Here is a 13,779-nt window from a genome sequence, read left to right as displayed (position 1 = left end):
AAGGCGCGCTGAACGTCGTCGAGCGACGATCAGCGCACGTCGATCGTGAAGCCGCGCCAGGCGACGCCGCCGCGTTCGTCGCGGAGGACGATCCAGCCGTTCACCGTGCTGGGCTGCGAGGGTGCCACCCAGCCGTTGTCGAGCGAGTCGACGGTGTCGTTGGTCTCGCGACCCGACCGATCCTGGTCGAAGGCACCGCCGGCGGAGAACCACGAGACGCGCATTGCTTCGCGGCGAACGACGAGCGAGCGACCCTCGGCGTCGTAGTTCATGTAGCGCTCGGCGCCCTTGCAACCGACCGGGACGGCCTTGGCGCAGTCCTCGGCGCAGTTGAGACGGCTCTCGTCGGCTCCGCAGATCTGGTCGCCGCAAACGTCGGTGGTCGGGCACACCGGCCAGCCAACACTGAACGTAACTCGCTTGCCGGGACTCACCGTGACCGGAGTGCCTTCGGCAACGGCAACGCCGTCGATCGAGAGGCTCGCGATCTCGGGATTCTCGTTCAGGTGATAGCGCTGGTTGAAGACGATGACGTCCTCGGACGCAGCGCCCGACACTCCACACGCAAGGCGCGTCGTGTCGACGGAGACGACGGAGTCGCCGCCTCCGACTGCAACGAGCGTGACCGGCTGGTAGTAGCCGCCGGTCGGATCGGGGTCGACCGGGCGACCATCCGCTTCGCCGGGCTTCGACACCGGAACTTCCGGCCCGAAGTCACGACAGGCCGTGTTTGGAATGACGCCCTTGACCGATTCGCCTGCGCCGAGCCCCACGAAGTTCGTGCTACCCGACTCGTAGCAGGCGGGGCTGACGGGGCCGAGCTCGGCAAGCGGCTTGCGCGCCGTGCAGAAGCCCCACGACGAGGAACGGCCGTCGATCACGATGCCGTTCGCGTCGACCATCAGCGCCTTGAACGTAACCTCGTCGCGCGGCGCGGCTTCGGCAGGTTCCGAGCGCACGGCGAGGACGCGCAGCGGGCCACCGAGCACCGAGGCCCGCTGATCGAGATCGGGTTTGCACGCCACGCCGGTGAGGGCAAAGAGCGCGAGAAGCCCAAGACGGCGATTCATCAGAACGTCCATTTGAAGCCCAGAACCGGAAGCGTCGGGAGGCCGGTGATGTAAGCCTTCCGCTTGTAGTCGTAGCTGTAGACGACCTCCTCGGAGTTCGAGTGGTTCGTCACGTTCTGCACGTCGAGGTAGAGCTCGGCGTCGGTGCGGCCGATCTTGAAGCGCTTGGCGATACGCGCGTCGATCTGCCAGAAGGCCGGGATGCGCGACGTGTTCTTCTCGCCGAAGACCGGCTCGAAGCGGTCGCTGCGCGGCGAGTAGTAGCTGCCGATGACCGGCGTGCGCGGATAGCCCGTCGCGTAACGACCACGGAGACCGAACTCGAAGCCGGCGCCGAGGTCGTACGAACCGACCGCGGTGAAGACGTGCGACTGGTCGTAGTCGAAGACGCGCTCGTCGAGGCCCGGTGCGTCGGTGCGCAAGCTACGGATGATGCTGTAGCTCGCCCAGCCGAAGAAGCGACCGATCTGCTCCTGACGGAGGAGGAACTGCACGCCGAAGGAGCGACCGCTGCCCTGCTGCACGAGCGCCTCGGCGAGCAGCGGCGTCGAAGCCTGGCTGCGCGAAACGAGGTCGCTCATGCTCGAGTAGAACGCGGTGACCTCGCTCGAGAGCGTGTCGGTGAGCTTCACGGCCGTACCGACGAGCGAGTGACGCGCCTTGGCGAGACCAAGCTTGGGGTTGCCGAAGACGGCGGAGAGGTCCTCGCCGGCCGGCGGCTGGTGGTAGAGACCGAAGGCCGCCTTGGCCATCATGCGCGGCGACACCTGATAGCGGAGCGCGATGCGCGGCTCGATCGCCGTCTCTTGCGAGGCGGTACCGACCGGGGGAACGTCACCGCTCACCGGCGTCGCCTTGTCGGCCGAGATGACGTACGGCTCGATGCGCATGCCGGGGACGATGTGGAGCTTCTCGTCGAAGAGCGAGATGTCCGCTTCGGCGAACGGAGCGATGCTCGAGACGATGGTGTTCCAGTTGTCGACGTTGACCTGGTCCGAGGGCGCCTGGCCGAAGACGCGCACGTCGCCCTCGCGAGCGGGCGAGCTGACCGAGCCGGCGCGGCGGAGCGAGCTGGCGGTGACGTCGACGTCGAGACCGACCGAGACGCCGAGCCACTTCTCGGGCTGTGCGCGATAGAGACCGCGGAAGCCGAAGACGTTGGCGTCGTTCGTGAGCTCGGTGGGCGTCGAGCCGAAGCGGTTGGTCAGGCGCGTGTGGTTCTGACCCCACGACGGCGTGAGCGTGATCGTCTCACCCGAGCGGAGCTTCTTCTCGTAGCGCGCGTAGACGCGGCCGAACTTCGTCGACTTCGATTCTCGCTTCGTGTCGGCCGGGTCGGCCTCGAGCAGCGTGCGGTCGATGTCGTCCGACGAATAGAGACCACCGAGCTCGAGGGTCTCGTTCGTGTCGAAGAGATAAACGAGGCGGGCCTGGCCGTCGTAGTAGCGCGGGAGCGGGACGACGTCGGCGACGTCGCTCTTTCCGAAGGCTTTGACGATCGAGTCGAGATGGCTCCGGCGGAACGCGACGTTCGCGTAGAGCTTGTCGGTGACCGGCGTGCTCACGCTGGCCGACGCGTCGATGACGTCGACCGACACGCTGCCGTGAACCTTGTCCTGCTGGATCGGACGGAGCTGCACGGTGACGAGACCGCCGATGCCACGTCCGTAGGTCGCGCCGTAGCCACCGGGGACGAGCTCGACCGACCTGACGAAATCGGAGTGGATGACCGAGCGATAACCGCCGTCGTGATAGAGGCGAGGGATCTTGATGCCCTCGACGAAGACCTGCGTGTCTTCGGGAGCGGCGCCCCAGACGACGAGCGCACCGGAGCCGACCGCCGCGCGAGCGACGCCGGGAAGGTTTTCGACGACCTTGAGGACGTCGCCCTGCGTACCCGGAACGCGCCTTCCCTGCTCCGCCGGAATTTCGGTCGAAACGACCTGTTTTCCGATGCGCGGTGCAGTGACGACGACTTCGAAGTCGCTGTCGTCGTCACCGGGGACGTTGGCCTTCAGCTCGATGTCGTAGGTCGCGTCGAGCTTCTTGCCGGCCTCGAAGGTCTCCTGCGTGCCGACCTGGGTGAGGCCTTCACCGGAGAGCGTGACCATGTGGTCACCGGCCTCGACGTCGGAAATGAGGTAGTGACCGTTTGCGTCGGTGACCGCCTCTTGGCCGGTCTCGAGCTTCACCTTCACGCCGGCGATCGGCTTCTTCGTCGTGCGGTCACGAACGACGCCCTCGAAGTCCGAGTTCGTGCGTTTGATGACCTCTTGCTTGACGACGAATTCGTATTTGTAGGTGATCTTGACGGGGATCTTCTTGCCGTTGACCTCGGCCGGTTCGAACACGAACTGGCGCGCGGCGGCGACGGCGGCGGCATCGAAGGCCGGACCCGCCGACTCGAGGACGACGACCGCGACGACCGCGCCCGTCTCCGAGATGCCGAGCGAGAGGACGACCCCCGCTTCCTTGCCCGATTCTTTCTCGCTCGGCGGATATTCCGCTTCGACGAACTTCGCGATGCGAGGCGGCTTGATCGTCCTCGCGTTGACGTTGGGGTTGGAGTTGGAATCGCCGACGCGTTGAGCGCCCGGCTGGGTGTCGCTCTGGGCGTGCGCGTTACGCACGAATCCCAGGGTCAGCGCCGCGAGCACGACGCTGCCGATGGTTGCATTGCGAGAGAGAGTCATGATCCGAGCTGGAAGCGAACGGAGCCCTTGATAGTGTAAGAAACGGCCTTGCCGCACTTCGTGGCGGGCTTGAAGGACCACTGCTTGGCAGCAGCGATGGCAGCCTCGTCGAGGCCGAAGCCGAGACCTTTGAGAACTTTCACGTTCGTGACGACGCCATTCGCGTCCACCGTGATCTCGAGCTTCACGGGGCCTTCGACGTTCGCCTGCCGGCCCTCCGCCGAGTACTGCGGCTGGATCTGCTTCTCGAGCTGCGGTTTGACGGGGTCTTCCTTGCAGTCGTCCGCTGCGACGGGCGCGAGCGTCTTGACCTGCTTGACCGGCGCGGTGCCCGTGCCGGCGGGTGCGGGACCGCGAGGTCCGGTCGGGATGGCCATGCCACCACCGCCGTTGCCCATCGCGAGGTTTCCGAGGTCCGCGAATCCATCCATCGCGGCCGGGGCGTCGCCTGCGGGAGGCGGCGGCGGAGCGTTGGTGGGCGGCGGAGGCTCGGGGGCTTGTGCTGCCTTCGGCTCGGCCATGGCGGCCTTGGCCTTCGGCGCGGGCGCTGCGGGCTTCGGAGGAGGCGGCGGCTCGGGAGGCTTCGGTTTCGCCTCCTCGGTCTTCTTCTTCGACTCCGCGAGCGCGATGGCCACGGAGCTCGTCTTCTTCTCCTTGGGGAGTGCGCCCATCCACGCGTACACGCCGACGTGCGCGATGAGGCTTCCACCAACGAGAATGCTCTGAATGCGGTTCATCGCTTGGGAAGGGACGGGTCGATCACTCGTGATCGACGTTGATCGCGAACTTCGAGATGCCCTCGCGCTTGGCGAGGTCGATGACGTGGACGACCTTGCCGTGCTGGGCCGTCGTGTCGGCGCTGATCACGAGGTTGAGCTCTGCGCCGCCCGCCTTCGCTTCACGAAGTTTGGCGACGAGCTCGTCTTCGCTGACCGGCTCCTGCTTGAAGTAGTACTTGCCCTCTTTCGAGACGCTGACCTGGGCGGTCGATGTGACCGCGTCGTCCGAGCTGGCGCTCTTGGGGAGCTCCACCTTGAGGCTCTGCGCGACGATGTACGTGGCGGAGACCATCATGATGACGAGGAGCACGAGCACCACGTCGACCATCGGGGTGATGTTGATTCCGACGATGCCGCCGCGGCTCTTACCGCCGCCGAGTGAGGCGCCCATCGGTCACTCCGCCTCGGCGATGGCCGCGTCACTGGTGCGCGCCGTCGGGATGACGATGCCCTTGCGCTCGCTGCCGTTCGACGCGGTGCGCGCAGCCGAGCCACGGTGCTCTTCGGCCTTCATCGACGCGGTGACCTGCTTGGCGATCATCGCCACGTTGGTCTCCACCGTCGCGATCTTCCCCTGGACGATGTTGTAGGCGATGACGGCAGGGATGGCGACGAAGAGACCGACGCCCGTGGCGACGAGAGCTTCGGCGATACCGCTCATGACGTTGCCCATTGCCGCCTTGTTCGCGCCGTCACCGAGCTGGTGAAAGGCTTCAATGACGCCGATGATCGTGCCGAACAGACCGATGAACGGCGAGTTCGAGCCGAGCGTACCGAGGTAGCCCTGGCCACGCTCGAGGTCCTTCTTGCGCTTTCCGAGCTGGGATTCGACCGCGTCGTTGAAGGCCTCGGCGCCGCCGTCGATCCACTCGAGCGACGCGCCGATGATCTGGGCTTCGATCGCGCGGCTCTCCCCGGCCGCCTTCTTGGCGCCGTTGATGTCGCCTGCGCGCAGGCGGCGAACCAGCTCGTCGGCGAGGGCATCGGCATCACCACTGTTGCGGCGGAAGAAGAAGACGCGCTCGACCATCGCGGCGATCGAGAACACCGACAACAAGAGGAGCAGGTACATGACCCACGAGCTGCCCAGGAGGGCGATGCGTAGAAGACGTTCGACGAGCACGGGGGTTTTCCTTTCGCAGTAACGGAGGCAGGGAAGACTTCAGAAGGTGTAGGACGCCACGTAGAGCGGCGGCTGTTCGCTCTCGTTGCCCGAGAGCGTGTTGGCGAGGCGGCCGTCGAAGCGTTTCTTCTCGACGAGCTTGCGATTCGGTACTTCGCCTTCGGCCTCGTAAATCACGTAGCTGAAGGAGGTGGCCTGACGGCCGCACGCGCTGAAGAGCTGCGCGTACAGGTCGATGGTGCCCTGCGGGCGCTTCTGCCAGACGAGGTTTTCGCGACGGCGACCGTCTTCGACGCACGACGCGAGAGAATCGCGGTCGACAACACCGATGTCGGGGTTCGCGGCTCCGCCGTCAGCGGTGGGATCGGTGAGCGGGTGCTTCGGATCGACCGTGCGACCACCAGGGAGGGTGACGCGGAGATCGACGTCCATCGGCGCGTCCCACACAAGGGAGACGACGACGTCCGGGGGCGCGATCTTGGGATCGCAGGAGTTCAGATTGTCGGGGATGGCCGAGGCGACGCACAGGCTGACTTCGTCCTGCTCGCCGGCCACGCCGTTCGCGTCGATGGCGACGACGCGCAGCGGGTGGAAGCCCGGCGTCTGCGTCACGATGGTCGAGAAGTCGACATCGGCCCCCCACGAGAGCTCGCCAGGGAACTGCGGGTCGGGCGCGCCGAGCGGGAAGACCCAGTAGCCGGTGCCGACGTCCGCGAACCGAACCCCGATGCCCGTTGCGCGCTGGGATGCCCGCCCCTCGAATTTCTTTCCGGCCTGTCCCGGGAGGACGACACGGTTGTTCGAGCTGATGCTGGTGACCTTGAGGTCGTCCGGACCGGGCGTGCCGGGCTGCGTGCCGGGGAGCGCGCCTTCGATGAACTGCGCGCTCTTCACGTGCATCGGTTCGTCGACACCGACCCTTGCGTCGCTGCCATCACAAGCCGCGAAGCTCCCGCAGAGACCGACGCCGAGGCTGACGGCGAGGATTGCCGATGCGATCGAGCGGCGAATCACAGTGCCACCTGCAGGCGGAGAGTGAGGACGTTGTTCTTGAGATCGTGCGGAAGACCGCGGTCGTCACGCGCGAGCTTGTCCCGGATGATGTCGTACTGGAACAAGAGGCGCGCGCGGTCCGTGCCCTTCGGATCCGGGAGGACGAGACCGACCATCGGCGAGAACGTGTCGATCGCCTGCGAGGTCGGAATCAGCTTGCCGCCGCGCTTGTCGAAGAAGTCGGCGTTGGGGTCGTAGTGGTCGTAGCGAAAGCCGACGACACCCCACTTGGTGACTTCCTGCGTGAAGCCGGCGTAGAAGCCGAGTTCGCGCGAGTCCGTGCCGTTCGTGACCGGGTCGGCGATGAACAGCGTGCGGTCGAGGTTGTTCGCGAGAACGAGCTCGCCGTAGAGCATCGTCTGACCGAGCTCCGTGCGAAGGCGGACCTGAAGGTCGGCGCCGACCGCCCAGCGATCGAACGTCTGCGAAGGCGTGGCCGAGGCGGCCGAGACGCCCGAGAGCTCGGTGGGCTGGATGGCGCCATCTTCGTTGGCGTCCTTCCACTGGACGAAACCCTTGGTGGCGTCGGTGCCGGAGTGGAAGCCCTTGCCGCGAAGCGCGGAGACGTGACCGGAGACGCCGAGGTCGCTACGCGGCGTGGTCTCGGCGCCGACGCGGAAGACGATGTCCTTTTCGGAGCGGGGCGTAAGGCCGGGGAAGCCGTTCTTGTTCTCGAGCGGCTCGCCGTTCATGAAGGCGATGTCCCAGCGGAGGAACGAGATGCCGCCGTGGAGCTTGATGCCGACGTCCGGCTCGGCCGAGAAGAAGGCCTGCGAAGCCGACGTGCGCTCCATGAACCAGCGGTTGCGCGGCCACTCCGTCAGCTCGTAGCCGAACGGCGTATCGAAGAGACCCATGGTCACCGCCGCGAGCGGCACCTTGGGATCGTTGCCCGGCACCTTGAGCGTGCCGAAGGCGTGGAGGATCCGCATCTGCGGTCCACGAATCGTGTTGCCGTCGGCCTCGATCTGGAGGGCGGCATACTTGTACTCGCCGTCGACGCGAACGCGCGCGCGACGGAGCGTGAAGCGATCCTTGTTGAGGAGCGTTCCGCCCTGACCGAGCTGGTCCTCCGACGTCTGGTTCGTCTGGTATTCGCTCTGGAGGAAGCCGGTCACACGGTACGGCGCAAGAAGCTCGGCGAGATGCCCGAGCACTCCATTGCGTTCACGCGCTTCCTTCGCCTCTTGTTCGAGCACGGCGAGGCGCTCTTGAACGTCGGCCGAAGCGGGGGCGGCATTCGCCGCTGCAGGCGCGGTTGCAGGAGACTGAGGTGCTGCACCGGCCGGCTTGGGCGCGGCGGGAGCAGTCGCAGGGGCGCTCGCGGGCGCCTTGGCCGGCTGGGAACCCGGCGTCGAAGGAACGACGAGATCGTCATCGTCGTCCTGCGCTTTGTTTTGCGCGTGGGCGGAACGAGCGACGACGAGGGTGGAGGCGAATGCGAGGATCGCCGCCGAACGACTCAACGAAGAATGCATCGATCTCGAGCTCTAATTAGGCGTCAGGCGAGAGCCCGCCGCCCCGGCGATCGCTGAGCGATACGCCGGGACGAGCGGACAAAGGTTCGAATCAGGGCGTCGGGACGGTCGGCCAGCCCGGGATACGGGTGTTGTCGAACGTCGAGCCGGTGCACGTCTCGGGCTCACCGCCGTCGGGGTCGGTGTTGCCGCCGTCGGGGTTGGTGTTGCCGCCGTCCTTGTTGTCCGGGTTGGTGATCGGCGGGTTGTTCTTCGGGCCGTCGGTGGCGCTCGACGAGTCGCTGCTGCACGCCGCGAGCGTCATGAGGCCCGCGCCGAGAACGGTCGCGAGGATCGCAATGGTCTTACGGTTCATGATGATCACCTCGCCTCGCAGTAGCCGTAGCGGCACTTGTTCGAACCACCGCACTCCGTGTCCGCGGTGCACGCCTTACACGTCGAGGGCGCCGTACCCTGGGCCTTCGACTCGAAGTAGCAGCCGCACGGCTCCTCGGGCTGGTAGGCCACCGACTGAACGTCGCCGACCTCACCATCACGCTTCACGTTCATCGCGCACCACGGGATCGTGTGAGCCGCGACTTCCGTGTCGATCATCGTCTTCTTCGCCGCGGCGTCGAGACCTTCGCGCGTGAAGTAGTTGATGACGGTCTTCACGTTGGGGTTGGTCGGGACGCCCGCACCGTCGACCTTCGTGAGGAGGTGGAGAGCACCCCAGATCGTGTACTTGCCCGAGCGGACGTTCACCTTGTCGAACGAGGTCGACGACGAGTCCGGGAGGAGTGCGCAGCTCGAGCCCTTGGGCTGGAACGCGAGGATCTTGACCGCCGACTGCGTACCCGCGCGGTTCGTGTCCGCGTAGTCCGCCGCCAGGATGCCGAGACCGCCGTTGGGGTTCGTCGCGTCCGCCGTGTGGACGGCGCTGAGAACGTCACCGCTGCCGGACTTTTCCGTGCCGTTCCACTTGCTGATCTGGAGGCCGATGGCCTTGCCGATCATGCGGCGGGTGCCGGAGGTGTCGGGGCGCTGGAAGAGCGCCGTCTTGTCGCTCCACGGGGTAACGACCGTACCCGTGCCGCCAAAGCCGTAAACGACCGAAGCCGCTTCTGCGCTGATCGAGCTTTCCCTCGACGACGGGGGCGCCACGAAGGTCATGACCTGCACCGGGCCGTGGAAGTCCTTGAAGCCGGTCGCCGGGACGGTCACGCCGTCGCACGTCGAAGCGTAGACGTCCGAGAGACCGATGTCCGGGATGTGCCCGGCGGTCGTATCGACATCGCACTTCAGCTCGGTCCCCGCGTCGTCCCAGTAGCTGCCGCTCGTCTTGTCACCCGTCTGGGTAGCGACTTCGCTGAGACCATTGCACGAGGCGGTGCTCTGGTAGATGAGGCGAATCGAGCTGCCGGCGCCCTTGAGCGTCGCGCTGAGCTGCTTGAGGACCGGCTTCACCGCGCTGGAACCAGCGAGGTAAACCTGGTCGCCACCAAGCGTGCTGCACTGCGGGTTGGCCGCAAAAGCCGTGGACGAAGCACAAACCATCGTCGCGAGCGCGGCGCCGGTGGCGAGCGCGCCCGAGAAGAACGGACGTTTCATTCGAAGTTACCTTCCTGCTCGCGATTCACGCTTCGACGAGCGCGTCGGAGGCTACGGGCCTCACGTGAAGTGGACGTGCGCGTTTTGCGACTTTCGTGCGAGCGCATGACGGCCTTCTTGTGAGCTCTTTGTGACAACCGACGGGCAGTTCACGCGAGAGCCGAAATCTCGCCACGCGATCGACGGTTCAGCTTTCGCGTTCGTCACGCGAATTGCGCAATCACTCGCTCATGTGGCGGCTTGTGACGTCACAATCAGTGCAGGATGCAACAACACCCTCATCAAGCGCTGCCATGACGAGTTCACACACACACTTCGCGAGGCTCTCCCCCACGCCATCGACACGCACGTGCCGAAGCCCTCGCGACACGCCCCGATCGCCTGGCAATGCCCTTGTGGCCGGGACGCCTCGAGCGTTCGGCGACTGGGTTGCAAGAGCAACGCAGGCTCAATCGTCGACAGGAATGTGCCTACGTAATATCAAATAAGCACAACCGTCATTCGACACACGTAAGCTCACACGTCGGGAGAAGTGACGACGGCGCGGTTCGGCCGTACTCTTCTTCCTTGCGATGACGAGAGACGCCGACCTTCCCGACGCGCGCGACGGCCTCACGCGCAAGGAGCGCGTCGTCTTGTGGATGCTCGGCGAGCTCCAGAAGGAGCGTGACGGCCGCATGGTCCCCCTCCCCATGTTGTACGGCCGCGTGCTCGAGCACGTCGACATGAGCATCGCAGAGCTCCAGGAAATCGTGGCGCGCCTGGGCGCGCGGCGCTGAGAGAAAGCCGCCGCTGTCTGCCGCCCGGAGGCGGTGCTTTCTCCAGGAGAAGCGCACCGCTCCGTCTGCGGAATCCGCGGCGCTCTTGCCGGAGATCCGCGGCGCTCTTGCCGGAGAAATCCGCGGCTCCCTCCTGTTAAATTCCCTGCCCTCATCCCCCGCCCTTCTCCCAGAGGGAGAAGGGAGGAGAACTCACCGGGGAACGCGCGGGTGACCGTTACACGCTCACGTGAAAGGTCTGCACACGCCTCCGTGCCGGCTTTCGCTGCTCCCTCCCGGTGAAATCCGCTGCCCTCATCCCCCTCCCTTCTCCCAGAGGGAGAAGGGAGGAGAACTCACCGGGGAACGCGCGGGTGACCGCTACACGCTCACGTGAAAGTTCTGCACACGCCTCCGTGCCAGCTTTCGCTGCCTAGAGCCCTTCTCCCTCCGGGAGAAGGGCTGGGATGAGGGGAGCGGAGCTCGCAGTACAGCAACGATCCTCTCCCCCCTTCTCCCTTAGGGAGAAGGGCTGGGGATGAGGGTCGAGCACACCTGCTCGGGCGGCTGCTCGGAAGGTGCTGCTGCTCCTGCTCAGTTCCCTTCCCAGCGCAAGCTCTCGCCCGTCACGCTCGCGATCTTCTGCTGGTTCTGTCCCTGCGTGTTCGAGAGGTACAGACCGCCTCGGGTCGAGAAGAACGCGACGGTGCGGCCGTCGGGCGAGCAGGCCGGGTAGGTGTTCGAGCCCTGGTCCTGGGTGAGGCGCTTCACGTTGCCGCCGCCGAGGTCGGAGCTGAAGATGTCCCAGGTGCCGCCGTCGCGGCCCATGAAGAGGATCTTCTGGCCTTCGGGGTCGTTGCACCACGCGGGGGCCATGTTGTACGTGCCGCGGAAGCTGACGCGCTTGCCGTCGACGTAAATCTGCGGGTTGCCGCCTTCGTTCGAGACGTACGCGAGCTGGCCGCCGGGGCCGAAGGCGGGGTGGGTGTTGAGTCCGCCCTTGGTGGCCTTGCTGAGGTTGCTGCCATCGGGCGAGCCGACCCAAATGTCGCTCTGGCCGCCTTGCGAGATGACGAGCGCCATCTTGCCGGCGCCGAAGGCGACGCCGAATACGAGGCCGGCGTGCTTGAGGACGGCAGCGGGGTTGCCAACCTTGAAGAGCTGGTAGCTGCCGTCGGGCAAACCGCCCGAGTAGTAGACGCCGCCGGGTCCAAAGGCCGGGGCGAGAGCAACGTTGGAGACCGCCGGCAAGCGACCGAGGCCCTGGCCGTCGCTGTCGATGCCGAAGATGCCCTTCTGTCCCCTGCCCGTCGTGGCGCTGAAGACGAGGCGCGAGCCGAAGCTGCCGGCGGTGCCGGTAAAGTACTTCACGACCTCGTTATCGAACTGGTGAACCGCGCCTCGAACGGCGTTCGGCGCGACGTCGTATTCCTTCTTGAGCACGGCATCCGAGCCGCGCGACACCACGTAGAGGCGCATCTCGAGGTGCACGTTCGAGCCGCGCATCGACGCGTTGCCCTTCACGACGCCTTCGGCGCCGATGTTGCGCCAGGAGGCCGGATCGATCGCCACGCCCTCCTGCGCGAGGTTGGCCGTGAAGCTCTTCGGGTCGAGGACCTGGAAGATGCTCGAGAGCGTGAAGTCGCGGCTCGCGGTGTCGACGACGGTGTTCGAGACCGTGGCGTCGCCCGGAATGGGGGTGACGGCGATCTTGAAGAGCGAGCGCGTACCGCCCGAGACGACGACCGTGGTGACGCCGCCACCGCTCGCCGGAGGCAGCGAGCTACTCGAGGGCGCTGCCGCGCCCGAAGGCTGCGCGCCAGCGGGCAGCGTGAGGGTCAGCCAAGCAGCGGCCGCTCCCGCAAGGAGGAACGGCGACACGCGACGGGCAAAGCGGCTCACTTGGGCATGCATCGGGACGAGTCTCCATGAGGATCCCCCTGAATGACAAGTTGCACGGTACGCCCCCGGTACTGTTCGTCGACTTCCTTGGGGGGTGCGGGGAGCGCTGTCTTGTCGTCCAAAAGCTTGAGAAGCATGGTCCGTGCGGCGTCGTCGAAGAGCTCGTTACCGCTCGGAATGACCGGCCCCGTACGCACATGCCAGATGGTCATGTTGCGGCCGATGTTGACCTGCACGGCGACGCACAGCCTGCGCGCTTCCCCGACGGAGATGACCGTCGGCACGGTGAGGCGCTGCGCGAAGAACTGACTGAGCTGCGCGGCGTACATGTCGCCCGCACGAACCTTGCTCGGATCGGTCTCCGTTCCACCGTCGATACCGTCGGGATGCCCTTCCTCGGGTCGCGCTTTGCCGGCGTCTTCCGCGAAGGTGTCGCTCTTGGCGATGAGGTTCGAGAGGTCCGAGTCCTTCGTGTCGGGCGGAGGCGGCGCGCCGGCGTCTTTCTTCTGCAGCGGATCTTCGCGCGAGGCATTGAGCTGAGGCTTCGGCGCGGTGCGCTGTTGCGGAACGAGACGGTCAGGCAGCGTCTTGGGGTCGAGCGGCTTGCCGAGCTTGAGCAAGGTGGCCTGCACCACAGGACGCGAGACGAGCGGAGATTCTTCCTTCTCCTCGGCGTGCGGGAAGACGGCCTTCGCAACGAAGGGCCCTGCCGCGAGCAGATGGATCGCGACGCCCACCACGATGCCGACGAGGACTTCGTCGGACGTGTAACGCGGGCGGTAGGGGACTCCGGGCAGCTTCACGGGTGTTTGCTCTCTCGACGTTCGACGACGCGATTCGACCTAGATTCCAAGAAGGCTCACTTCACGACGCCTATTTCACGACGCCTACTTCACGACGCCTATTTGACGACCAGTGGGTCGGTGACCATGCCGAGCTTCTCGACGCCGGCACTGCGCGCGGCCGCCATGACGCGAAGCACGGCGCCGTACTTCACGTTCTCGTCGGCTTGAACGTAGAGCTCCCTCTCTTCTTGCAAGCGAGCGTTGGTCTTGAGCTTGTCCTCGACGGCGTCGGTGATCTCGTCCTTGCCGAGGTAGACGTGCTCGTCGGCGGTGACGATGACGAGCATCTTCGAATCGTCGGTCTGCATGGGCGCGCTCTTGACCTTGGGCAGGTCGACTTGCACGCCCGTCGTGAGCAGCGGAGCCGTCACCATGAAGATGACGAGGAGCACGAGCATGACGTCGATGAGCGGCGTCACGTTGATCTCGTTCATGCCGCCCATGCGGCGGCGCCCACGTCCGCCGCCTGCCGCGGCGCCCATTCCCAT

The 13,779-nt window shown here is 66.0% G+C and carries 13 protein-coding genes; 1 reads left to right on the top strand and 12 read right to left on the bottom strand.

Annotated elements, in window-relative coordinates:
• Positions 1-29: 29 nt before the first annotated feature.
• The 9 genes from AKJ09_RS36870 to AKJ09_RS36830 all read right to left on the bottom strand — a co-directional run bounded on the left by AKJ09_RS36870 (position 30) and on the right by AKJ09_RS36830 (position 9,786).
• Positions 30-1,070 (bottom strand): hypothetical protein, encoded by a 1,041-nt coding sequence (locus tag AKJ09_RS36870; protein ID WP_146652533.1) that lies wholly within the window; start codon positions 1,068-1,070, stop codon positions 30-32.
• Positions 1,070-3,763, bottom strand: a complete 2,694-nt coding sequence (locus AKJ09_RS36865; protein WP_146652532.1) for a TonB family protein — start codon at positions 3,761-3,763, stop codon at positions 1,070-1,072. The genes AKJ09_RS36870 and AKJ09_RS36865 overlap by 1 nt, the downstream gene beginning before the upstream one ends.
• On the bottom strand, positions 3,760-4,500 hold the full coding sequence (locus AKJ09_RS36860) for an energy transducer TonB (protein ID WP_146652531.1): 741 nt from the start codon (positions 4,498-4,500) through the stop codon (positions 3,760-3,762). Before AKJ09_RS36860 ends, AKJ09_RS36865 begins: the two co-directional genes overlap by 4 nt.
• A gap of 22 nt (positions 4,501-4,522) precedes the next feature.
• Entirely contained in the window at positions 4,523-4,933 is a 411-nt protein-coding gene (locus tag AKJ09_RS36855; protein WP_146652530.1) for an ExbD/TolR family protein, read from the bottom strand.
• A gap of 3 nt (positions 4,934-4,936) precedes the next feature.
• A complete protein-coding gene (locus AKJ09_RS36850; RefSeq protein WP_146652529.1) occupies positions 4,937-5,665 on the bottom strand; it encodes a MotA/TolQ/ExbB proton channel family protein in 729 nt (242 codons plus the stop codon).
• A 39-nt stretch (positions 5,666-5,704) separates the two neighbouring features.
• Positions 5,705-6,679 (bottom strand): hypothetical protein, encoded by a 975-nt coding sequence (locus AKJ09_RS36845; RefSeq protein WP_146652528.1) that lies wholly within the window; start codon positions 6,677-6,679, stop codon positions 5,705-5,707.
• Positions 6,676-8,196, bottom strand: coding sequence for a hypothetical protein (locus AKJ09_RS54485; RefSeq protein WP_205633913.1), 1,521 nt, complete (start codon positions 8,194-8,196; stop codon positions 6,676-6,678). Before AKJ09_RS54485 ends, AKJ09_RS36845 begins: the two co-directional genes overlap by 4 nt.
• Before the next feature lie 91 nt (positions 8,197-8,287).
• Positions 8,288-8,551 (bottom strand): hypothetical protein, encoded by a 264-nt coding sequence (locus AKJ09_RS36835; RefSeq protein ID WP_146652527.1) that lies wholly within the window; start codon positions 8,549-8,551, stop codon positions 8,288-8,290.
• A 5-nt stretch (positions 8,552-8,556) separates the two neighbouring features.
• Complete coding sequence (locus AKJ09_RS36830) at positions 8,557-9,786, bottom strand: substrate-binding domain-containing protein (protein ID WP_146652526.1); 1,230 nt, start codon at positions 9,784-9,786, stop codon at positions 8,557-8,559.
• Positions 9,787-10,358: 572 nt separating this feature from the next.
• Here AKJ09_RS36830 and AKJ09_RS36825 point away from each other — a divergent pair.
• Complete coding sequence (locus AKJ09_RS36825) at positions 10,359-10,565, top strand: hypothetical protein (RefSeq protein WP_146652525.1); 207 nt, start codon at positions 10,359-10,361, stop codon at positions 10,563-10,565.
• A 573-nt stretch (positions 10,566-11,138) separates the two neighbouring features.
• On the opposite strand, the gene AKJ09_RS36820 is transcribed toward AKJ09_RS36825, so the two are convergent.
• The 3 genes from AKJ09_RS36820 to tolR all read right to left on the bottom strand — a co-directional run bounded on the left by AKJ09_RS36820 (position 11,139) and on the right by tolR (position 13,779).
• Positions 11,139-12,446, bottom strand: a complete 1,308-nt coding sequence (locus tag AKJ09_RS36820; RefSeq protein WP_169928159.1) for a TolB family protein — start codon at positions 12,444-12,446, stop codon at positions 11,139-11,141.
• Positions 12,443-13,249 carry a hypothetical protein gene (locus AKJ09_RS36815; RefSeq protein ID WP_146652523.1) on the bottom strand — a complete coding sequence of 269 codons (807 nt, stop codon included), beginning with the start codon at positions 13,247-13,249 and terminating at the stop codon, positions 12,443-12,445. The genes AKJ09_RS36820 and AKJ09_RS36815 overlap by 4 nt, the downstream gene beginning before the upstream one ends.
• Positions 13,250-13,347: 98 nt before the next feature.
• The gene (gene tolR, locus AKJ09_RS36810) at positions 13,348-13,779 is read right to left on the bottom strand and encodes a protein TolR (RefSeq protein WP_146652522.1); all 432 of its coding nucleotides are present in this window, start codon (positions 13,777-13,779) and stop codon (positions 13,348-13,350) included.

This window comes from Labilithrix luteola (genome assembly GCF_001263205.1).
GTDB lineage: Bacteria > Myxococcota_A > Polyangia > Polyangiales > Polyangiaceae > Labilithrix > Labilithrix luteola.
Note: the sequence above shows the minus strand (reverse complement) of the source record. Positions and strands in the feature narration are given on the sequence as shown.